This window comes from Arthrobacter sp. JB02-1C, from assembly GCF_057748045.1.
In genome coordinates this window covers 1,472,392-1,493,327 of sequence record NZ_CM173235.1, presented here as the reverse complement: position 1 = coordinate 1,493,327, position 20,936 = coordinate 1,472,392, and the positions used below count along the sequence as shown (strand labels likewise).

Annotated in this window: 21 protein-coding genes and 1 riboswitch; of the genes, 8 read left to right on the top strand and 13 right to left on the bottom strand. The window is 67.8% G+C overall.

The features are described from left to right. The first annotated feature begins 1 nt into the window (after position 1). From sfnG to AC3ANP_RS07035, 3 genes are read left to right on the top strand one after another with little or no spacing between them, the layout of a single operon-like run. The gene (sfnG, locus tag AC3ANP_RS07045; RefSeq protein ID WP_488332613.1) at positions 2 to 1,210 is read left to right on the top strand and encodes a dimethylsulfone monooxygenase SfnG; all 1,209 of its coding nucleotides are present in this window, start codon (positions 2 to 4) and stop codon (positions 1,208 to 1,210) included. Further along, positions 1,210 to 2,559 carry an O-acetylhomoserine aminocarboxypropyltransferase/cysteine synthase family protein gene (locus AC3ANP_RS07040; protein ID WP_488332612.1) on the top strand — a complete coding sequence of 450 codons (1,350 nt, stop codon included), beginning with the start codon at positions 1,210 to 1,212 and terminating at the stop codon, positions 2,557 to 2,559. The genes sfnG and AC3ANP_RS07040 overlap by 1 nt, the downstream gene beginning before the upstream one ends. Next, a complete protein-coding gene (locus AC3ANP_RS07035) occupies positions 2,559 to 3,053 on the top strand; it encodes a CoA-binding protein (RefSeq protein ID WP_488332611.1) in 495 nt (164 codons plus the stop codon). The genes AC3ANP_RS07040 and AC3ANP_RS07035 overlap by 1 nt, the downstream gene beginning before the upstream one ends. A gap of 126 nt (positions 3,054 to 3,179) precedes the next feature. On the opposite strand, the gene AC3ANP_RS07030 is transcribed toward AC3ANP_RS07035, so the two are convergent. The 4 genes from AC3ANP_RS07030 to AC3ANP_RS07015 form a co-directional block, all read right to left on the bottom strand. Beyond that, positions 3,180 to 3,905 (bottom strand): hypothetical protein, encoded by a 726-nt coding sequence (locus AC3ANP_RS07030; RefSeq protein WP_488332610.1) that lies wholly within the window; start codon positions 3,903 to 3,905, stop codon positions 3,180 to 3,182. Next, positions 3,902 to 4,450: an RNA polymerase sigma factor gene (locus AC3ANP_RS07025; protein WP_488332609.1), complete on the bottom strand. Its 549-nt coding sequence runs from the start codon at positions 4,448 to 4,450 to the stop codon at positions 3,902 to 3,904. The genes AC3ANP_RS07030 and AC3ANP_RS07025 overlap by 4 nt, the downstream gene beginning before the upstream one ends. A gap of 84 nt (positions 4,451 to 4,534) precedes the next feature. Continuing rightward, a complete protein-coding gene (locus AC3ANP_RS07020) occupies positions 4,535 to 5,020 on the bottom strand; it encodes a hypothetical protein (RefSeq protein ID WP_488332608.1) in 486 nt (161 codons plus the stop codon). 355 nt (positions 5,021 to 5,375) lie between these two features. Further along, complete coding sequence (locus AC3ANP_RS07015; protein WP_488332607.1) at positions 5,376 to 6,665, bottom strand: adenylosuccinate synthase; 1,290 nt, start codon at positions 6,663 to 6,665, stop codon at positions 5,376 to 5,378. 249 nt (positions 6,666 to 6,914) lie between these two features. Between AC3ANP_RS07015 and AC3ANP_RS07010 the strand changes: the two genes are divergently transcribed. The 3 genes from AC3ANP_RS07010 to AC3ANP_RS07000 all read left to right on the top strand — a co-directional run bounded on the left by AC3ANP_RS07010 (position 6,915) and on the right by AC3ANP_RS07000 (position 10,376). Then, complete coding sequence (locus AC3ANP_RS07010) at positions 6,915 to 8,144, top strand: multidrug effflux MFS transporter (RefSeq protein ID WP_488332606.1); 1,230 nt, start codon at positions 6,915 to 6,917, stop codon at positions 8,142 to 8,144. A gap of 63 nt (positions 8,145 to 8,207) precedes the next feature. Beyond that, positions 8,208 to 8,323, top strand: a riboswitch (SAM riboswitch). An 11-nt stretch (positions 8,324 to 8,334) separates the two neighbouring features. After that, positions 8,335 to 9,543, top strand: coding sequence for a cobalamin-independent methionine synthase II family protein (locus tag AC3ANP_RS07005; protein WP_488332605.1), 1,209 nt, complete (start codon positions 8,335 to 8,337; stop codon positions 9,541 to 9,543). Between the two features lie 200 nt (positions 9,544 to 9,743). Beyond that, positions 9,744 to 10,376: a uracil-DNA glycosylase family protein gene (locus tag AC3ANP_RS07000; protein ID WP_488332604.1), complete on the top strand. Its 633-nt coding sequence runs from the start codon at positions 9,744 to 9,746 to the stop codon at positions 10,374 to 10,376. Between the two features lie 97 nt (positions 10,377 to 10,473). Here the strand turns inward: AC3ANP_RS07000 and AC3ANP_RS06995 are convergent, their stop codons facing one another. The 4 genes from AC3ANP_RS06995 to AC3ANP_RS06980 all read right to left on the bottom strand — a co-directional run bounded on the left by AC3ANP_RS06995 (position 10,474) and on the right by AC3ANP_RS06980 (position 13,912). Continuing rightward, complete coding sequence (locus AC3ANP_RS06995) at positions 10,474 to 10,899, bottom strand: DUF3151 domain-containing protein (RefSeq protein ID WP_488332603.1); 426 nt, start codon at positions 10,897 to 10,899, stop codon at positions 10,474 to 10,476. Positions 10,900 to 10,901: 2 nt separating this feature from the next. Further along, positions 10,902 to 11,921 carry a class II fructose-bisphosphate aldolase gene (fbaA, locus tag AC3ANP_RS06990; protein ID WP_488332602.1) on the bottom strand — a complete coding sequence of 340 codons (1,020 nt, stop codon included), beginning with the start codon at positions 11,919 to 11,921 and terminating at the stop codon, positions 10,902 to 10,904. A 173-nt stretch (positions 11,922 to 12,094) separates the two neighbouring features. Continuing rightward, positions 12,095 to 13,042 (bottom strand): hypothetical protein, encoded by a 948-nt coding sequence (locus AC3ANP_RS06985; protein WP_488332601.1) that lies wholly within the window; start codon positions 13,040 to 13,042, stop codon positions 12,095 to 12,097. A gap of 162 nt (positions 13,043 to 13,204) precedes the next feature. After that, positions 13,205 to 13,912: a TrmH family RNA methyltransferase gene (locus AC3ANP_RS06980; RefSeq protein WP_488332600.1), complete on the bottom strand. Its 708-nt coding sequence runs from the start codon at positions 13,910 to 13,912 to the stop codon at positions 13,205 to 13,207. A 64-nt stretch (positions 13,913 to 13,976) separates the two neighbouring features. On the opposite strand from AC3ANP_RS06980, the gene AC3ANP_RS06975 reads away from it, so the two are divergent. Further along, a complete protein-coding gene (locus tag AC3ANP_RS06975; protein ID WP_488332599.1) occupies positions 13,977 to 14,840 on the top strand; it encodes an HAD-IIA family hydrolase in 864 nt (287 codons plus the stop codon). 19 nt (positions 14,841 to 14,859) lie between these two features. Here the strand turns inward: AC3ANP_RS06975 and AC3ANP_RS06970 are convergent, their stop codons facing one another. Both AC3ANP_RS06970 and AC3ANP_RS06965 read right to left on the bottom strand, forming a co-directional pair. Continuing rightward, on the bottom strand, positions 14,860 to 15,900 hold the full coding sequence (locus tag AC3ANP_RS06970; RefSeq protein ID WP_488332598.1) for a thioesterase domain-containing protein: 1,041 nt from the start codon (positions 15,898 to 15,900) through the stop codon (positions 14,860 to 14,862). A 127-nt stretch (positions 15,901 to 16,027) separates the two neighbouring features. Then, on the bottom strand, positions 16,028 to 16,573 hold the full coding sequence (locus AC3ANP_RS06965; RefSeq protein WP_488332597.1) for a hypothetical protein: 546 nt from the start codon (positions 16,571 to 16,573) through the stop codon (positions 16,028 to 16,030). Between the two features lie 176 nt (positions 16,574 to 16,749). On the opposite strand from AC3ANP_RS06965, the gene AC3ANP_RS06960 reads away from it, so the two are divergent. Next, on the top strand, positions 16,750 to 18,006 hold the full coding sequence (locus AC3ANP_RS06960) for an integrase catalytic domain-containing protein (protein WP_488331162.1): 1,257 nt from the start codon (positions 16,750 to 16,752) through the stop codon (positions 18,004 to 18,006). Positions 18,007 to 18,091: 85 nt separating this feature from the next. Here AC3ANP_RS06960 and AC3ANP_RS06955 read toward each other — a convergent pair whose 3' ends face one another. From AC3ANP_RS06955 to AC3ANP_RS06945, 3 genes are all read right to left on the bottom strand, one after another. Next, on the bottom strand, positions 18,092 to 18,865 hold the full coding sequence (locus AC3ANP_RS06955; RefSeq protein WP_488332596.1) for a GAF and ANTAR domain-containing protein: 774 nt from the start codon (positions 18,863 to 18,865) through the stop codon (positions 18,092 to 18,094). 108 nt (positions 18,866 to 18,973) lie between these two features. After that, complete coding sequence (gene pyrE, locus AC3ANP_RS06950) at positions 18,974 to 19,558, bottom strand: orotate phosphoribosyltransferase (RefSeq protein ID WP_488332595.1); 585 nt, start codon at positions 19,556 to 19,558, stop codon at positions 18,974 to 18,976. Between the two features lie 102 nt (positions 19,559 to 19,660). Then, positions 19,661 to 20,911, bottom strand: a complete 1,251-nt coding sequence (locus AC3ANP_RS06945; RefSeq protein WP_488332594.1) for an FAD-dependent oxidoreductase — start codon at positions 20,909 to 20,911, stop codon at positions 19,661 to 19,663. Between the last annotated feature and the right edge of the window lie 25 nt (positions 20,912 to 20,936).

Here is a 20,936-nt window from a genome sequence, read left to right as displayed (position 1 = left end):
CATGACTGACATCAGTGACGTCGCTCGCCTGTCCGAACCGCTCAAGTTCGCCTATTGGGTCCCGAACGTTTCCGGCGGCCTGGTGGTCTCCACCATCGAGCAGCGCACCGGCTGGGACTTCGACTACAACAAGAAACTGGCCCGGATCGCCGAGGACGCGGGCTTCGAATACGCCCTGACCCAGACCCGGTACGCAGCCTCCTACGGCGCCGACAAGCAGCATGAAGCCACCTCGTTCAGCCTGGCGCTGCTGGCCGCGACCGAACGGCTCAAGGTGATCTCGGCCGTGCACCCGGGCATGTGGCACCCCGGGGTGCTGGCAAAATTCATCATCACCGCGGACCACATCTCCAACGGCCGGGCCGCAGTGAACATCGTTTCCGGCTGGCTCAAGGCGGAATTCGAGAACTTTGGCCTCGAGTGGCTCGACCACGACGAGCGCTACGTCCGGACCGAGGAGTTCATCCGCGTCCTCCGCGGCCTGTGGACCGAGCAGGACTACAGCCAGTCCGGCAAGTACTACAACATCACCGACTTCACGCTGCAGCCGGCCCCGGTGGACGTGCCGGGCCGGGCACACCCGGAAATCTTCTTCGGCGGCAACTCCACCGCGGCGCAGGCCACCGCCGGCCGGGTGGCGGACTGGTACTTCTCCAACGGCAAGGACCTGGAGGGCTTCAAGGAGAACATCGCCGGCGTCGTCGCCTCCGCAGCCGAGGCTCGCCGGGGCACCGAGGGCGCCCTGGCCGCCCCGAAGTTTGGCCTCAACGGCTTCGTCATTGCCCGCGACTCCGAAAAGGAAGCCCGGGAAACCCTCCGTGAAATCGTGGCGAAGGCCCACAAGCCTGCCGTCGAAGGCTTCCGCGCCGCCGTCCAGGAGGCCGGGGCCTCCACCAATGACGGCAAGGGCATGTGGGCCGACTCCAGTTTCGAGGATCTGATCCAGTACAACGACGGCTTCAAGACCCAGCTGATCGGCACCCCCGAGCAGATCGCTGAACGGATCGTGGAGTACAAGAAGATCGGCGTGAACCTGCTGCTGACCTGCTACCTGCATTTCCAGGAGGAGGTTGCCGCGTTCGGCAAGGACATCCTGCCGATCGTCCGCGAGCTGGAGGCCGACCTGGCACGTAAACACGGCACCGAATTGGACCTGTCCGGCACCCCGGTGGCTTCGGCCAGCGCAACCACCGGGCTGGTGAGCGCGTAATGGCTGACCGCAAGTTTGGATTCCGCACCCGCGCGCTGCACGCCGGCGGCACCCCCGACGCCGAACACGGCGCCCGCGCCGTGCCGATCTACCAGACCACGTCCTTCGTGTTCAAAGACACCCAGGACGCCGCGAACCTCTTCGCGCTGCAGAAGTACGGCAACATCTACTCCCGGATCGGCAACCCCACGGTGGCCGCGTTCGAAGAGCGCATCGCCTCGCTCGAGGGCGGGATCGGCGCGGTGGCCACGTCCTCGGGCATGGCCGCCGAGTTCATCACGTTCGCCGCGCTCACTCAGTCCGGCGACCACATCGTCGCGGCCTCCCAGCTCTACGGCGGCACGGTAACCCAGCTGGACGTCACGCTGCGGCGCTTCGGCGTGGACACCACCTTCGTCGCCGGCACCGACCCGGCGGACTACGCCGCCGCGGTCCAGGACAACACCAAGGCGATCTTCGTCGAGGTGGTGGCCAACCCGTCCTCGGAAGTCCAGGACCTCGAGGGGCTGGCAAAGGTGGCCCGCGACGCCGGCATTCCGCTGGTCGTGGACGCCACCCTGAGCACCCCCTACCTGGTGCGGCCCATCGAACACGGGGCGGACATCGTCATCCATTCCGCCACCAAGTTCCTGGGCGGCCATGGCACCACCCTGGGCGGCGTGATCGTCGAGAGCGGCCGGTTCAACTGGGGCAACGGCAACTTCCCGACCATGACCGAGCCGGTCGCCTCCTACGGCAACGTCTCCTGGTGGGGGAACTTCGGCGAGTACGGCTTCCTCACCAAGCTGCGCTGCGAGCAGCTGCGCGACATCGGCCCGGCGTTGTCCCCGCAGTCGGCGTTCCAGCTGCTGCAGGGGGTCGAGACCCTCGCACAGCGCCTGGACGAGCACCTGACGAACGCCCAGGCCGTCGCCGAATGGCTCGAAGCGGACGAACGCGTGGCCTACGTCAACTACTCGGGCCTGCCCTCGCACCCGCATTTCGAACGGGCGCAGAAGTATCTGCCGCAGGGCCCCGGTTCAGTGTTCTCCTTCGGCGTGAAGGGCGGCCGGGCCGCGGGACAAAAGTTCATCGAGTCCCTGCAGCTGGCCTCGCACCTGGCCAACGTCGGCGACTCCCGGACCCTCGTCATCCACCCCGGGTCCACCACGCACCAGCAGCTCAGCCCGGAACAGCTCGACGCCGCCGGCGTCCCCGAAGACCTGGTCCGGATTTCCGTGGGCCTGGAGGACATCGAAGACATCCTCTGGGACCTGGACCAGGCGCTGGACGCGGCGACAGAGCAGGCCGCCGATGTATCCGCCCGCGGCGCATCAGAGGCTGTAGCCTGCACGATCGGAGCGAACTGATGACTGTTGAAGAGCGTACCTGGACCGGGCCGTCCGCGCCGGAGCGGCTGACCCTGCTCCGGCAGGCGAAGTCGATCGCGATTGTGGGCGCCTCGGACAAACCGTCCCGGGCCAGCTACTTCGTGGCGACGTACCTGCTGTCCTCCACCCGGTACACGGTGTACTTCGTGAACCCGGTGGTCAAGGAGATCCTGGGCCAGCCGACCTACGCGTCGCTGGCCGACCTGCCGGAGAGCCCGGACATCGTCGATGTCTTCCGCAAACATGACGACCTGCCCGGTGTGCTGGAGGAGGCTATCGCCGTCGGGGCCAAGACGCTCTGGCTGCAGCTGGGCTCCTGGCATGAGGACGTGGCCAAGGAAGCCGAGGCCGCCGGGCTCGACGTCGTGATGGACCGCTGCGTGAAGATCGAGCACGCCCGCTTCCACGGCGGCCTGCACTTGGCTGGCTTCGACACCGGGGTGATTTCGGCCAGGCGCCAGGTCCTCGCCTAGGTCCCCGGCCGCCCCAAACCAGCTCGCAGCTGATGTCGTTTTGACCGTTCAGAACGACATCAGCTGCGAGCTGACTGGGTTAAGCCGCGGGCGTGAGGGGAGGTGTGTGGTGCCGGGGCTGGCCGGCTAGGAGCCGGGCAAAGCGCTCGGAAGTTCCGGGATCGCGGGAACCGTCGGCAGCGGGGTGGCCGGAATGCCCTTGCCGCGCTGGCCCGGCAGCCCTGGTACGACGGGCCGCTGCGGGGGCGTGGGCAGGACGCCGCCGCGCCCCACCGCGGGCGGGGCGGGCGTCGGGTGCGCGGGGGTCCGGCCGGTGACCGCGGACGACGGCGGCGCGGCCGGAGCGGTCGAGGCGTTGGGCGGCGGGTGGGCGGGGCCGGTCGACGGCACCACGGGAACGGCCGGAACCGTGTCCGGCGACGCCGGCGCCGGGGCGGGCACCGCCGGCTGCGGCGCGGGGGCGGGCTGCGGCGACTGGAAGATGACGCCGATGGTGTGGCCCACCTGGTCGCGGAGATCCGGGTTGGCGGCCGCGACGGCCCCGGCGCCCAGGCTCATCGCACCGACCACGGCTCCACCGACCAGGGCCAGCCGGCGGCGGTGGCCGCGGCGGCGGTCGGCCAGGCTGCTGACGCCGGCCGGCAGGGTTACGACGTGCGTCCGGTCCGCGGCGGGGGTTGAGCCGGAAGCGAGCAGCGCTGCAAGGTCGGCGCGGGGGGCCGGGGCCTGGTCCGGCACCAGGGCCAGGAGCTGCTCGAGCGTTCCGCGGAGCTCGACGGAAGATTCAAGGCCGGAGTCGTGAAGCATCGCCTGGATGCGGGCATCCTGCTGGGGTGTGGGCGTGCCGGTCATGATGCTGCGTGGTCCTTTTCGGTTACCAGCTCACGCAGGACGTTGAGTCCGCGTCGCTGAAGCTGCTTGACGGCGCCGGGCGTCTTGCCCAGGATTCCGGCAACCTGATCGATGGAGAGGTCCGCGACGATCCGCAGGACCAGGACTTCCCGCTGCTCGTCATTGAGCGCCGAAAGCGTGTGGGACAGGCCGCCGAGGGCGCCCAGGGCTTCGTCCTCGGCGGACGCGGCGTACCGCGCGTCATTGAGGGGGTCATATTCGGCGAAGTAGGGCGTCCGCTCGGAACGCCGGTAGTGGTCGACCAGACGGGCGTGGGCGACCGAAAAGATAAAAGTCCGCAGGCCCTGGTAGCCGCCGGTAATTCGCTCCAGTTTCGGCAGCACATCAACAAAGACGTCCTGGGTCAGGGCTTCGGCATCGTCAACGCCCTTCGCGCGGAAGTAACCAAGCACCGCCGGCGCGAGCGCGGTGTAGACGGCGCTGAATCCTGACGGGTCGCCGGCGAGAGCTGCTGACAGCTCGTCATCGCTCAGCGGGTCTGCCAAGGGGCGTCCTTCCGTTTACTGCAGGGGGTGCGGCCGCTAAGTCTAGCGGCCGCACCCCGTCACCTCCGCAGGGAGGCGGTGTGCTTACTTGTCGAGCTTGGGCAGCTCGACCGACGGCTGGGCCGGAACGGCGGGTACCGCCGGGACGCCCTTGACGCCCGGAACGGCGACGGTAACGCCGGCGTGGGCCTTGGCCTGGGCGGCGCCCTTGGCGTTGGCCGCACCGTCGACGGTGACGCCATCCGCGTCGGCAGCAACGGTGCCCTCAGCCGCGGCGCCGGCGCCCTTGACGTTGGCTGCTCCCTTGGCGGAGCCGTCGAGGCCGGGGGTAGCCGGCGCGGCGGGAACGGCGGGGGTGGCCGGCACGGCAGGGACGGCGGGGAGCTTCGGTGTCGCCGGGACAGCAGGCGTCGCGGGAACGGCCGGGGTGGCGGGCGTAGCGTGGTTCACTTCGGCCTGCTGGGTGTTGGAAACCTGGGCCGCGTTGGCCAGGCCGATCCCGGAGAATCCTCCGACCGCGAGAATGGCGGCGCCGACAGCAATCTTGGTGGTTTTGCTAACACTCTTCATGAAAAACGAACATCCTTTGGTTGGTTGAAGGCCGGCCGGCGCCTGATGGGGGCAGGCGCCGGCCCGCACTTGCAGTCGAGGTCCCGTCGGCGCCCGATGGGGCAGGCGCCCGGGATCTTTCCCTGAAGCGGCCGGCCGGTGCTGGTGGGGGAACCCGGTTCCGGGCGGCGCTTACACAGGGGTAATCGCCCGGGGAACGCGAAAGGTTACGCCGGAACCGGAAATTTCTTTTTTTCTTTTCCCCGCAGCCAGCCGGCGGGAGACAGCGGCGCTTAAACGACGGCGGCGCCCCACCTCGCAAGGTGGGCCGCCGCCGTCGTCGGGGGTTAAGAGTAGTGGGTAGCGGGAGCCGGCCCTAGTCGTTGATCAGGTCGTTGATCACGATCGTCTGGTCGCGGTCCGGGCCGACGCCGATCGCGGAGAACCGGGTGCCGGAGAGCTTCTCGAGTGCCAGGACGTAGTTGCGCGCGTTTTCCGGCAGGTCGGCCAGGGTGCGGGCACCGGTGATGTCCTCGGTCCAGCCTTCGAAGTATTCGAAAATCGGCTTCGCGTGGTGGAACTCGGTCTGGGTCATCGGCATCTCGTCGTGCCGGACGCCGTCGACGTCGTACGCGACGCAGACCGGGATCTGCTCGATCCCGGTGAGCACGTCCAGCTTGGTGACGAAGTAGTCCGTGAAGCCGTTCACCCGGGAGGCATGCCGCGCCAGCACGGCGTCGTACCAGCCGCAGCGGCGCGGGCGGCCGGTGTTGACGCCGAACTCGCCGCCGGTCTTCTGCAGGTACACGCCCATCTCGTCGAACAGTTCGGTGGGGAACGGGCCGGCCCCGACGCGGGTGGTGTAGGCCTTGATGATGCCGATTGAACGGGAAATCCGGGTGGGGCCGATGCCCGAGCCCACGCAGGCGCCGCCGGCGGTCGGGTTGGAGGACGTCACGAACGGGTAGGTGCCGTGGTCGACGTCCAGGAACGTGGCCTGGCCGCCTTCCATCAGGACCACCTTGCCCTCGTCCAGCGCCTTGTTCAGCACAAAGGTGCTGTCGATAACCAGCGGGCGGAGGCGTTCGGCGAAGGACAGGAAGTAGTCCACGATCTCGTCCACCTCGATGTCGCGGCGGTTGTAGACCTTCACCAGCAGTTCGTTCTTCTGCCGCAGCGAGCCTTCGACCTTCTGCCGCAGGATGGAGGCGTCGAAGACGTCCTGGACCCGGATGCCGAGGCGGGCCACCTTGTCCATGTAGGCCGGGCCGATGCCGCGGCCTGTGGTGCCGATCGCGCGGCTGCCGAGGAAGCGTTCGGTCACCTTGTCCAGCACCTGGTGGTAAGGCGCCACGAGGTGGGCGTTGGCGGAGACGCGCAGCTTCGAGGTGTCCGCGCCGCGGGCCTCGAGGCCGTCGATCTCCTGGAACAGGGCCTCGAGGTTCACCACGCAGCCGTTGCCGATCACCGGGACCGCATTCGGGCTCAGGATGCCGGCCGGAAGGAGCTTCAGCTCATACTTCTCACCGCCCACGACGACGGTGTGCCCGGCGTTGTTGCCGCCGTTCGGCTTGACCACATAGTCGACTCGGCCGCCGAGCAGGTCGGTGGCTTTACCTTTGCCTTCGTCGCCCCACTGGGCTCCGACGATCACGATTGCTGGCATGGGATCCTCCCCCATTCGTTCGGGCCGGACTGCTGTGATCCACCGGTCAGTTCCACCGGGCGGTCACCGCAGCTCAACACCGTTCATGAGAATGCCCCGACTCTGCCGCTGTGCGCGGTACCACTACGATCTGTACCATCAACGCCAGAGTCCGGGGCTCTTACCACCCAAGTTTAGCCTGCGGACCTGCGCTGGTGTTCAATTAGGGTTTTGAGACCACTGTCCGGACCGCAGCTGAGAGAAAATTCCATGGATTCGCCCCACGACAAGGACCAGTTCCGGTCCCGCCTGAACCTCCGGGGCGGAAAGGACCGGCTCCTGCTCGTCGTGGCGCTGGGGATCCTCAGCGCCGTCAGCCCGATGGCGACAGATATGTACCTCGCCTCCATGCCGGGGATGGCGGCATTCTTCCGGACACCGACCTCCGCGGTGCAGCTGACCCTGACCACGTACATGGTGGGGATGGCGGTAGGCCAGTTCCTGCTCGGGCCCATTTCGGACGTGCTCGGACGGCACCGGTTGATGGTGGCCGGCAATGCGCTCTTCCTGCTCAGTTCGGTGGCGATCGCGCTGGCACCCAGCATCGAACTGGTCCTGGCCCTGCGCGCACTCCAGGGTGTGGCCGGGGCCGCCGGCGTGGTGATCGCCCGGGCCGTCGTCTCGGACCTGGCCGCCGGCCGGGCTGCCGCGAAGCTGTATTCGATGATGGCAACCATCACCTCCCTGGCGCCGGTCGTCGCGCCCCTGCTCGGCGGGGTGATCGCTACCGTGGCCCCATGGCAGGCAGTCTTCTGGGTGTTGACCGGCTTCGGCGGGCTGATGCTGGCCTGCTCTGTGCTGGTGGTCCCGGAAACCCTGCCGCCGCACCGCCGACGCCGCGGCGGCCTCAAGGCCGTGGCTGAGGCGTCCCGATCCGTGCTGGGCACCCCCTCCTTCATGGCCTACGCGCTGGCGTTCGGTTTCAGCTTCGGCACCCTGTTCTCCTACATTTCGGCGTCTTCCTTTGTGGTGCAGAACGTGCTCGGCTTCTCCGCCCTGGGCTACTCGGTCATCTTCGCGGTCAATGCCTGCGGCATGATCATCGGCGCGCTGGTCAACACCAGGTTGGTGGACCGGGTGGAGCCTGCCGTGCTCCTGCGGACTGCCATCGTGGTGATGTGCGCGGTGAATCTCGCGGGGCTGCTGCTGGTCCTGGCGGGCGTCACCGGCTGGACCACGCTGCTGCACCTGTTCCTCACCCAGTCCTGTCTCGGCTTCATCATGGGCAACGCCACGGCGCTGGCGCAGGGCCGCGTTCCCGGCCGGGCCGGGGCGGGCTCCGCGGTCCTCGGGCTCGTCCAGTTCCTCCTCGGCGGCCTCGTTTCCCCGCTGACCGGCGTGGCCGGGCAGCACAGCGCCACCCCGATGGCGGTGTCCATGGCGGTGTGCTCGGTCCTGGCGGCGGCCGCCGTCATCACCGGGCGCCGGTTAACGCGCTGAGCATCGCCGCGACACAATCCGGCGGCTATTTGCCACTCGCCGGTCCCTGCAATTAACTGGGACTGACCATCCCGAGCGGCCGAGGGACCTGGACCGTTGACGCCGCAGCAACCGGCCGGTCATGGCCTGCCTCCGGCGGTGCGGTGACTCCACGGTGCTACTGCCAGGACCGATGGAAGGAAACCGCGCCATGCCCCAGAACACCGACCACATCCGCGTCACCCATGCCGGCTCGTTGCCGCGCACCCCGGAGCTGATCGCGGCGAACGAGGCCAAAGAAAAAGACGGCGTCACCCCCGAGTTCCTGGATCTGCTGGAGACGTCCGTGGTGGACGTGGTGCAGCGCCAGAAGGACCTGGGGATCGACATTGCGAACGACGGCGAATACGGCCACGCCATGTCCAGCCAGGTGGACTACGGCGCCTGGTGGAACTACTCCTTCTCCCGGCTCGGCGGCCTGGAACCGACCGAGGTGGACCGCTGGTCCGACTCCCAGGTGCATCGTTCCTCACCCGGGCACATCGTCCTGACCTCCTTTCCGGACCGCCGCGACCGGCAGAAGTTCGGCGACGCCTACAACGACCCCACCTCCGGGATCCTTTCCCACCGCAGGAGTGTCACCCAGCCCAAGATCGCCGGGCCGCTGACCTACACCGGCCAGGACCTGGTGGCCTCTGACATTGCCAACCTCAAAGCCGGCCTGGCCGCGGCGGGCCTCGCCGAAGGGTTCATCGCGTCCCTCTCTCCCGCTTCCTGCGCCCGGGTGGCCAACGAGTACTACAAAAACGATGAGGAACTGCTCTACGCCTGCGCCGACGCCATGCGCGAGGAATACCAGGCCATCATCGCCGCCGGACTGACCGTCCAGCTCGATGACCCGTCGCTGGCCGAGAGCTGGGACCAAATCAACCCGGAGCCGAGCCTGGCCGACTACCTGAAGTTCATCCAACTCCGCGTGGAGGCGACCAACTGGGCCCTGCGCGACCTGCCGCAGGACCAGATCCGGCTGCATGTCTGCTGGGGTTCCTGGCACGGACCGCACACCACGGACATCCCGTTCGCGGACATCCTCGGCTCCGTACTGCAGATCAACGCCGGGGCCTACTCCTTCGAGGCGGCCAACGTCCGGCACGAACACGAATGGCGGGTCTGGCAGGACACCAAGCTTCCCGAGGGCAAGTCGATCATTCCGGGCGTGGTCTCCCACGCCACCAATGTCGTGGAGCACCCTGACCTGGTCGCGGACCGGATTGTCCGTTTCGCCGAACTGGTGGGCCGGGAAAACGTGATCGCTTCCACGGACTGCGGGCTCGGCGGCCGGGTCCACCCGCAGATCGCCGTCGCCAAGCTTGAGGCGCTGGGCGAAGGGGCACGCCGGGCCACCAGGCGGCTCTGGTAACCGGCGCGGGCACCGGCGCGGGCACCGGCGCGAAGATATCCCCGGGGTTCGCCGGACGCAGGGCTTGATAGACTGGTAACGGCCGACCACGCATCGGTCCACACCACATTTTCAACCACACCGGCCGTAGCGCGCCTTCTTTTGGCGTGCCCGCGAGCGATGCGGCAGCTTGACCAAACCCGCAGGAGACCCAGCAATACATGACAGCCCTGGCCACAGAAAATTTCCACGAACAGCTCCTCAGCCGCCGTTACGAAGCCAGTGTGGCGCCGGTAAACGAGTTGTGCGATACCCTGCAGGCGGCCAAAGCTGGCACCACAGTCCCCTACGTGGATCCCGGGCACGACATTGATGAATGCCGGATTATCAGCCTGCACTCGAACATCGGCACCGCCGACCCGTCCGGCTTCATCACCCCCGGCGACGACGAAGCGGTCACCCGGATGCTCGGCATCCAGTGGAAACTGGGCCTCCGCCCCGAGTTTGTCATGCCCTGGAACGTCCACCCGTGGCACGTGCCCGGGGAGCCCAACGGCAAGTTCACGCCGGACCAGATCTCGGCCGGCCTCAAGCCGTTGCTCAAGTTCCTGGCCCTGGTCCCGCGCGCCTCGGTGATCGTGGCGCACGGAACCGAAGCCAACCGGCTGGCGAACCTGCTGCTCAAGACCGAGGTGCCGATGATCTGGCGCCGCGGCCTGAAGACCTACAAGGTCCGCTCGCTCAGCGGCCGCGCGTTCGCCGGCACCCCGGCGCGGCAGGAACAGTACCTGGAAGAAATGCGCGTCGTCTACGCGGACGCGATGGCCCGCACGGGACTCGCCAAAGCCAGCTAGCGGCGGCGTAACCCAACGACGGCGGCCGGCTACCTTCTGCAGAAGGTGACCGGCCGCCGTCGACGTTTCGAGCTGTCGTTGCGTAAACCAGGGGCGGTCAGCGGCCTGCTTCGATGGCCCCCTTGGCCGTGGGATCCGAGTCCTTGAGGAACTTTTCGATCCGTTCCGGTTCCTCCGCCTCACCGATCGCCGCGGAGGCACGGCCCAGCGAGTACAGCGCGCGCAGGAAGCCGCGGTTGGGCTCGTGTTCCCAGGGGATCGGGCCGGCGCCGCGCCACCCGTTGCGGCGCAGCGAATCCAGGCCGCGGTGGTATCCCACCCGTGAGTAGGCGTAGGAGTCGATGGTGCGGCCCTCGGCCCACGCTTCCTCGGCCAGCACGGCCCAGAGCAGCGAGGACGTCGGGTGCTTCTCCACCAGGTCCAGCGCCTCCTGGCCGGCGTCCAGGCCGGCCTGGACCTCGGTTTCGGCGGGCAGCAGCGTGGGCTCGGGGCCCATCAGGTTCTTGCGGAACTCATCCGACACGGCTAGAAGGTCTTTCCGGTCGAGCCCAGCTGCTGCGCCGCCTCGACCACGCGGGCGGCCAGGCCGGCCTCGGCGGAGGCGCCCCAGACGCGCGGGTCGTACAGCTTCTTGCTGCCCACCTCGCCGTCGACCTTCAGGACACCGTCGTAGTTGCGGAACATGTGGTCCGCTACCGCGCGGGTGTAGGCGTACTGGGTGTCGGTGTCGATGTTCATCTTGATCACGCCGTAGGAGACGGCGTCGGCGATTTCTTTCTCGGAGGAACCGGAGCCGCCGTGGAAGACCAGGTCGAACGGGTTCGCCTTGCCGATTTTGGCGCCCACCTGCGCCTGGATGTCCTTGAGGATTTCCGGGCGCAACTTGACGCCGCCGGGCTTGTACACGCCGTGCACGTTGCCGAAGGTCAGGGCGGTGATGTAGCGGCCGTTCTCGCCCGTGCCGAGGGCGTCGATCGTGGCGAGGGCATCCTCGACGGTGGTGTACAGCTTCTCGTTGATGGCGTTCTCGACGCCGTCTTCCTCGCCGCCGACGGTGCCGATCTCGACTTCGAGGATCATCTTGGCGGCTGCGGTGCGCGCCAGCAGGTCACGGGCGATCTTGAGGTTCTCCTGCAGGGTCTCGGCCGAGCCGTCCCACATGTGCGAGTTGAAGAGCGGGTTGCGGCCCGCCTTGACCTCGGCCTCGGAGGCGGCCAGCAGCGGCAGGACGAAGCCGTCCAGCTTGTCCTTGGGGCAGTGGTCCGTGTGCAGGGCGATGTTCACGCCGTAGTTCTTCGCGACCTCGCGGGCAAAAGCGGCGAAGCCCAGGGAGCCTGCCACCATGTCCTTGGTAGAGGCACCGGACCAGTACGCGGCGCCGCCGGTGGACACCTGGACGATCCCGTCCGATTCGGCCTCGGCGAAGCCGCGCAGGGCAGCGTTCAGGGTCTGGGAGGAGGTGACATTGACGGCCGGAAACGCGAAGCCGCCCGTCTTTGCGCGGTCGATCATCTCGGAGTAGATCTCTGGGGTTGCAATGGGCATGCTGACTCCTAAAGTGAATTTCGTCTGCGGGCTGGGTTGACTCTGGAGTAAACCTCGTCGGCTACGCACCATCCTAGCCATTCCTCGGTTGGCCGCATCGTTTCCTTCACCTCCGCCCCTTCGCCGAGGTGGCACTTCGCGGCAGTGTTTCCGGAAAACACTGCCACGACGTGTCATCTCGGTCGCCAGCCCCGACCCTCCAGCGCTGCCCGGACTTTTCCGACGACGGCGGGACGGTTTCCGGCCAGGTCCAGGCGGGAGATTCTGAGTTCCCGCCAGCCGGCGCGCGCTGCGGTGTCGGCTCGTCGGATGTCCCTCAAGTACTGCTCCTCCCCGTTGTGGTGCGCCCCCTCATACTGCAGGGCGAGCCGCCACCGCGGGTACGCCGCGTCAGGCCAGAGGACTGGCCCCGCGCCGCCACCCCGTGCGACATCGCCCCACACCACGTGGTTGAGCACCGGCTCGGGCAACCCCGCGTTCAGCAGGGCCAGCCGCATCTGAGTTTCCGGCGCCGAATCGGCGCCCACCCGGGCAAGTTCGACGGCGGCCCTGGCTTTGCGGACACCGCGGGCACCCTGGTGCCGGGCAACCATCTCCCTCAGGTCCGCGATGCTGCAGAGTGCCCGGCGCGGAAAGGGATGCTCCGGCCCGTGTTCGCAGACCAGGGAATCGGCCACGGCCACAAGTTCATTCGCCTGCAGAATCCTGGCGAGATCTAGAAATGTCCGGGCCGGCGAGGTGAGCCGGACGCCGCCGAGCTCGACCACTTCATCCGGCAGGAGCGTCAGAAGATGCCCCACAACGTTGGCCCTGCGCGGCATGCTGGATCCCCGGCGGCGGGCAAGGTGGATACGCCAGTCTTCACCCTGCCAGGGCGGCAGCGGGGCTTGCCAGAGGCGGGCGGCCGAGCTGAGCGCGAGGATGGAGTCGTCGTCGAGCTCCGTGTAGGCGCGCAGGGCCGCGGGGCCGGCGGCGGCGGATGCCAGCGGCATCCGGATGCCGCGCGACACTGTGACTAGATCGCTGGCGCGAGTCCGGGTCCGAGTGACGCCGGCCTTGTCCGCCGCTCTCAGCGAGAAGGATCCGGTGGTGAGGTGTGGGGGAAGAGGCGCCCGACGCATGGGCTCATTCTTGCTGTTCCGCGCAGCTTCCGCCCGGGTTATCCACAGGGGCGGGGCAGTCGCCGCACCGAGATGGCACGTGGCGGCAGTGTTTTCCGAAAACACTGCCGCCACGTGCCATCTCGCGCGGACGGACTAGCAGACCGGAACCAGCACTTACGGCTAGACCCGCTGGTCGAAGACGTGCCGGCGGATCCAGGCGTGCATCGCGATCGCGGCGGCGGAGGCGGCGTTGATGGAGCGGGTGGAGCCGAACTGTTCGATCGAAAGGGTCGCTACGGCCGCCTCGTGGACCTCCGGGGTCAGGCCGGGCCCCTCCTGGCCAAACACCAGGACGCAGTCCCGGGGCAGTTCGAAGGTCTCCAGCGGCACGGAGTCCGGGAAGATGTCGATGCCGATGATCGCCAGGCCCTCCCCTTGCGCCCACGTGACGAAGTCATCCACGGTGGGGTGGTGGCGGACATGCTGGTAGCGGTCGGTGACCATGGCCCCGCGGCGGTTCCACCGGCGTCGACCGATGATGTGGACTTCCTTGGCCAGGAACGCGTTGGCGCTGCGCACGACGGTGCCGATATTCATGTCGTGCTGCCAGTTTTCGATCGCGATGTGGAAGTTGTGCCGCCGCGAATCGAGTTCCGCGACGATCGCCTCGTGCTTCCAGTAGCGGTACTTGTCGAGGACGTTGCGCCGGTCGCCGTCCGCGAGCAGGTCCGGGTCCCAGTGGTCGCCCTCCGGCCACGGCCCGGGCCACGGCCCAACGCCGACCTCCGCGCGTGCGTCCTCCGGGCCGTCTGCGTTCTCCGGCCCGGTTGTAACCCCGGCGGGAGTCTCGGGTCCGGGTGCTTCGGCGGGAGTCTCGGGGTCGGTCACGACTCAACATTAGACTGGGTTCGGAAGCGGGACACTATCGGCGGCACTAGCGGCGGAGGACACCATGGCGGAGCAATACCAGAACCACGGGGCGAACCAGGCAGACCCGGACGACGATCGACGGCCGTCGTCGATCTACCGCAGCGGCCAGGAGATCGAGTGCTGGCTCACGGACATGGACGGCGTGCTGGTCCACGAGAACCAGCCTGTCCCCGGCGCCGCGGACCTGATCCAGCGCTGGGTGGACACCTCCAAACGGTTCCTGGTCCTGACCAACAATTCGATCTTCACCCCGCGGGACCTGGCCGCCCGGCTTCGGGGGTCCGGGCTGGAAATCCCGGAGGAGAACATCTGGACGTCGGCCCTGGCCACCGCCCAATTCCTCAAGGACCAGGTGCACGGCTACGAATCCGGCAACCGCGCCTACACGATCGGCGAGGCCGGGCTGACGACGGCGTTGCACGAGGCAGGCTTCATCCTCACCGACCAGGACCCCGACTTCGTGGTGCTCGGCGAGACCAGGACCTACTCCTTCGAAGCGATCACCGCGGCCATCCGCCTGATTTTGGGCGGCGCCCGGTTCATCGCCACCAATCCGGACGCCACCGGCCCCTCCAAGGACGGCCCGACGCCGGCCACCGGTGCGATCGCGGCGCTGATCACCAAGGCGACGGGCCGGGAGCCGTACATTGTCGGCAAACCCAACCCGATGATGTTCCGCTCCGCAATGAACCGGATCGACGCGCACTCCGAGACGACCGCCATGATCGGGGACCGGATGGACACCGACATCATTGCCGGCATGGAAGCGGGCCTGCACACCGTGCTGGTGCTCAGCGGCATCACCCACCGGAACGACATCTCGTCCTACCCGTTCCGGCCAAACCAGGTGCTGAATTCGGTGGCCGATCTGTTGAACCAGGTCTAGTCGCTCCCGGGGCGGAGGGCTAGAACGCGGTCTTCTTCCCGCCGCCGGAGGGCAGCGGCAGGAAGTCGCTCTGGAGCGTTTCGATCAGCGGCCGGTAGACGAACGGGTTCCACTGCGGACTGGCGTGCGGCGGCCTGGCCCCGTCCGTGCGGAGCGAATCCGAGACCATGTTGTCCTTGAAGCGGAGCATCCAGGTGTCCCGGGCCGTCTCGTAGCTCACCGTTTGGTCCGCGGGGTTGCCGATGAACGCCATCTTCGCGGCTCCGAGCTTTCCGACGAACCGGTTCGGGTCGAAGTGGTAGATGTAGGCCGACTCGGTCTGGATCAGCACGCTGGACGGGGCGATCGGCGAGAGCTGTTCCCAGGTCTGGTCCAGGATCTGCCCCCAGGTGCGTTCGTGCTTGTTGAGCACCCGCTCGCCGAGTTCGTAGCCGCCGCGCAGCACGCTGGGGAACCGGAAGCCGCTTTCGTAGAGAAACACCACGCCTTCGAACCAGCTCTGGTCCAGGACGTCATACCGGCTGGCAGGGCTGGAGTCGAGCAGGATGAACGCGACGGGGACACCGTGCAGCTCAAGCAGCCGGGCGGCCACCTGCACGGCCACCATTCCGCCGAAGCTGTGGCCGTAGAAGTAGAGGGTGTCGAGCTGGTGTGCCCGGACATGTTCGATGACGGCAATGACGATCTTGTCGATGTCCAGGCCCACGTTGGAATACCCGACGGCGGCCAGCTGGCCGCGTTTGTTCAACGTTCCGCGCAACGAGTTCAGGATCCACTGTCCCTCTTCCCAGCTGGTCTTGTATCCCGGGAAGAGGATCCAGCTGGCGCGCGGGAAGTAGCGTTCGGCGACGTCGTCGGGGACTTCGAGGATCTTGTTAACCCGCCGTTCGGTCTGCACGCGCCGGGTCAGCAGCATGTCGGCGGCGAGGACGGACGCGGCACCCGCACCGATCAGGAAGTTGCGCCGGGAGAGCCGTTCAAGTACGGCGGCGTGCCGAAGCACACGGGCCTCAGCGTCCCCTGGCCCGCGCCGGTCGTTCGCTTCCGTGTCAGGCGGCACACCTCTACCGTAGCCAGTGGTCTGCGTGCAGCGAAAACCCGCGCAGCGAGACGTCCGTCAGCGAAAAGCCTGTCGGCGGAAACAGCGCGGGGAGGGCGGCAGACAGCGCGTGGCCCGGCCGGAGCGGCTAGGCAGGCTCGGTCTCACGGCCGCGTTCGCGCCGGCTGATCTCCAGGCTGAGGTCTTCATATGTGGCCAGGAGGTCCGACGGCGCGCCGCTGGCAGGATCGTCCAGCTTGCTGAAGACCGTGTCGCTGGCAGCCAGCAATTCGTCGTAGGAGTAGCCGGCCAGCGGCTGGGTCCCCTGTGAGCCGGCCGAGGCCATGAGCTCGGCGGGAAGGTCCAGCGGCTGGAGAACCCTGCCGAATTCCTCGGCCAGCATCTGCAGCTCCAGTGATACTCCGGCCGCGCGGGGCGCCCCGGCAACCTCAAACTGGTCCGGGTTGCCGATGGCGTTGAGATCGTTGCGCAATCCGGCCAGGGCGCTGGACTCCACGAACTGGGCGTGGGCCAATTCGACGCGGATATGGGCGCTGATGCCGCCGCGGCGGATGCGCTGGATCAGCTCTATCAGGGCCGGGCGGGTGTCCTGGCTGAGGCTGCCGCGGATGTCGATCCGGATGACGTCCAGGGCGACGTCGAGTTTAACGTGGGCGTTAAGAGACTGGTCCATAGGTACTCCAAAGAAAGTGTCTATGGCCGACGGCTCAACCAGTCCTCAGCGTAGCCCGCAGGGTCGGGCCGGCACAAGTCACCGCGTTGACTCACAAATAACCTCCGCGTAGCCGGATACGTTGCCTCAGGAGAAAACCTCCGGCAGGGGCGGGCTGGGGCGGAGATCCTTGAGGGATGGGATTGACGATGGGTGAGCGCAAGGCGGTGACGAAGCATTTGGCTGAGTCTTACCGGGCCGGTGACCGTGCCAGGAAGGGGCGGATCCTGGATGAACTGGTCGAGTTGACCGGCTGGCATCGGGACCATGCGCGGGCGGTCTTGCGGCATGCGCTCGATCCGCCGCGGCCACGGCCGGTCAGGCCCGGGCGCGCCCCGGTGTACGGGGCGGACCTGCAGGCCGGGCTCGTGGTGTGCTGGGCTGTGTTGCGGGGGCCGGCGGGCAAGCTGCTGGCACCGATGCTGCCCGATCTCGTCCCGATGCTGCGGGCTGAGAAGGCCCTGGACATCACCGACGCGCAGGCGGCGCTGCTGTCCCGGATGAGCGCGGCGACCATCGACCGGCGGCTGGCGGGCCAGCGGGCGAAACTGCTGCCCCACGGCCGGTCCCATACCAAGCCCGGATCGCTGCTGAAGTCCCAGATCCCGGTCCGGACCTGGGCCCAGTGGGACGGCGCGGTGCCGGGTTTCGTGGAAATCGATCTGGTCGGCCACGACGGAGCGAACAGTTCCGGCCAGTTCTGCTTCACCCTCACGGTCACGGATATCGCGACCGGCTGGACCGTGAACCGGTCCGTGCCGAACAAGGCGCAGAAGCACGTCTTCGCAGCCCTGCAGCATGTCCTGGCGGTCTTCCCGTTTCCCGTGGCCGGGATCGATTCGGACAACGGCAGCGAGTTCATCAACAACGAGCTCTTCGAGTTCTGCCTGCAGCAGCGCATCACCTTCACCCGGTCCCGTCCGGGCAACAAGAACGACGGCGCGCACGTGGAGCAGAAGAACTGGTCCCGGGTCCGTGAGCTGGTCGGCTACCTCCGCTATGACACCGCCGCGGAACTGGATCTGCTCAACCAGATCTGGGAGCTGGACCGGATCTTCACCAACTACCTGCTGCCCCAGCAAAAACTCATCGCCAAGGTCCGCCACGGAGCCAAAGTCAGCAAAACCCATGACCGGGCAGCCACCCCGCACCGGCGCGCAGCCGCCCACCCGGCCCTGTCACGGATGCCCGTGATCCGGATGAACGCCCAGTACAAGAAGATCCGCCCCGCCGCCCTCTCCCGGCAGATCCTGGCCCTCACCGGCCGGCTCGAAACCCTCGCTACCGCCAAACAACCGGCCCCGATCAAACCCGCCGTGAACGAACGATGGAACCACCGCGACAACCGGAGGTTTTCATCTGAGGCAACGACTGCACCTTCCCGGAGGTATTGACATGAGGCAACAGGGTCACCGCGTTGACTCACAAATAACCTCCGCGTAGCCGGAGGTGTTGACATGAGGCAACAGGGTCGCCGGATTATCCGGTGGCTTGACGCTCCGGTTCCTGGAAGTGCGTCCTGGTCACCGCCCCGCCTACGGACTCGACCAGCGAGGTGGCGACGTCGCGCAGTTTCACGTTGCCGTTGCTCGACGCGTCCGTGAGGATACGCACGGCCGTTTCCTGGCTGCAGCGGTTCTGCGCCATGACGATACCGATGGCCATGTCGATCACCGTGCGGGACTCCAGCGTTGCACGCAGGTTGGTGGCGCTGTCGGTGTGCAGCGAGAAGCGCACCGCCATCCGGAGGGCCTGGGAGATCTGCCGGGTGTAGTCCCGCGCCCGGGCGGCCACCTCGCCGTCGAACTTGCGCGGAACGTCCGAGTACAGGTTCATCGCCGCCTGCGCTTCGCCCTGGAGTTGGAACGGGACGGACAGGACCGAGCGCAACCCGTGCGCGGCCACGGCGTTGGCGTAGTCGGGGCCCCAGCGGTCTTCCTCGAAGAGATCGGGGACGTAGACCTCGCGCTCCTCCTGGGCCGCCGTCAGGCACGGCCCCTGCGCCAGCCGGTACTGGATCTCGTCCACCTCTCGGGCGGAGTCGCTGCTCCAGCCGATGGTGGCGGCTTTGCGGTCCCGCAGCAGGGTGATCCCGCACAGCGCATCGTCGCCTTCGCCGGCTACCTGGTGGGCCGAAAAGCGGGCCAATTCGTTAAGGAAATCTTCAAAGTCCACGCTGTCGAGAATCAGATTCTGGACCCGGTCGACGGTGCTGAGGTCCGCCGGGCTCGGGTAGTCCTGGGGCTGGAACATAGGGTGCATCTCTCCACCTAGGGGCACAGAGGTGCCGGCCAAGTACTTCAGAGAAGATAATAAGTCACCCCCACAGCGCCGTCTACACGGCTCCTCCGCAGCGAAGCGCTAGTTCAGGCCAAGTTCGTCCTTGCCGAAGGCGAACAGGTAGGGCACGCCGGCTTCTGCTTCGATTTTCTCCTTCGCACCGGTGTCACGGTCCACGATGACCGCCACCGCCACCACATTTCCACCGGCTTTACGCACCCCTTCCACCGCGGTCAGCGCGGACCCGCCCGTGGTGGAGGTGTCTTCCAGGACCAGCACCTTCCGGCCTTCGACGGCGGGGCCCTCAACCTGTCGGCCCATGCCGTAGGACTTCTGCGCCTTCCGGACGACGAATGCGTCCACCGGACGGCCCGCCTCCACGGCAGCGTGCATGACGGCGGTGCCCACCGGGTCCGCGCCCATCGTGAGGCCGCCGGCGCAGTCAAAGTCGATCCCGGCGTCGTCCATCAGCGACAGCATGACCTGGCCCACGAGTCTGGACGCCTCGTGGTGCAGCGTGATGCGGCGCAGGTCGATGTAGTAGTCGGCCTCCGCGCCACTGGAGAGGGTGACCTTGCCGCGGACGACGGCGAGCTCCTTGATCAGTTCCAGGAGGCGGGCACGGGCGGCGGCAGCGTCGGCCGCAAAGTCACGGGTGGCAGTCATGGCTCCCAGTTTAGTGGCACGGCCAGACCGTGATCCGCTGCCCCGGCCGGCGTCGAGCGGGCGGCGCGCCCAGCGGATCGCGCCCACGCCGACCGTCCGGGACTAGTCCCGCCCGGGCTCGGCTTCGGCCCGGCGCGCGAACGCCGGCGCATGCTCCGGCCTTGGCCCGAACGCGATGAACCGTGGCGCGATCCGCCGGACAGCAGGGATCCGCCGCGCGATGAACATTGCCGCGGCCGGAAACCTGGTCCTCTTCCCGGCCATGACCGGCCCGAAGACCACCCGGTGCATGAGCCGCTGGGCGGTCTGCACAATGATCGTCGGGGGCCGGCGCCGGCGTTCCACTGCCGCGAGGTCCGCCGTCGTGACCCGGCCGCGGAGCAGTGCGGGGGCGAGGAGTTCGGCGGCCGCCACGGCATCCTGGATGGCCAGATTGATGCCGACGCCGCCGGCCGGTGACATCGCATGCGCGGCGTCGCCGATGCAGAGCAGCCCGTTGATGTGCCAGGAGCCCAGCCGGTCCAGGCGCACGTCGAGCCAGTGCAGGTGGTCCAGCGAACGAATCGCATCCACCCTGTCGGCGAGGTCGGGACGGAGCCCGGCGATCCGCCGTCGGAAGCCCTCGACGCCCTCCGCCCGGATCCTGGCCCCGGCGTCTTTGGGAGCGAGGTAGCCCATCTGGTAGTAGTCGTTGCGGAACAGGGCCACCAGCGCCTCCCCTGGCGCGAAGGCCGGGACCAGGCCGCCGACCTCCCCGGCTTCCTCGGGAAACCGGGGCAACCGGAACCACCAGGTGTCGAAGGGCACCGGGAACTCCTTCGGCGCCAGTCCGGCGGCGGCGCGGAGGACCGAATGACGCCCGTCCGTGGCCACCACCAGGTCCGCAAGGAGTTCGTCCTGCCCGCCGTCCGGCCTGCGGAAGCGCACACCCTGGACCCGGCCTCCGTCACGGATCAGTCCGGTGGCGGTGTGGCTCATGAGCAGCGTGAACCCTGGTTCCTCCGCCGCCGCGCCGGCCAGCAGGTTCAGGAAGTCCCACTGCGGCATCATCGCCACGTAGTTGTACGGCGCCGGGAGGGCGTCAAAGTCACCCAGGGTCACCGGCGGCCCGCCGGGAACGGGAAGAACGACATTCTTGAGGCGGCTTTGCGGCAGCTGGCGGAACTCCCGGCCCAGCCCGAGTTCGTCAATCAGCCGGACCGTCGAGGCGTGCACCGTGTCGCCGCGGAAATCCCGCAGGAAGTCAGGGTGCTTCTCCAGCACCGTCACCCGTACCCCTGCCCTGGCCAGCAGCAGCCCGAGCATCATGCCGGCAGGGCCGCCGCCCACCACCACGCAACCGGTCTTCTCCATGCCGCCACGCTACGCCGCTCCGGGC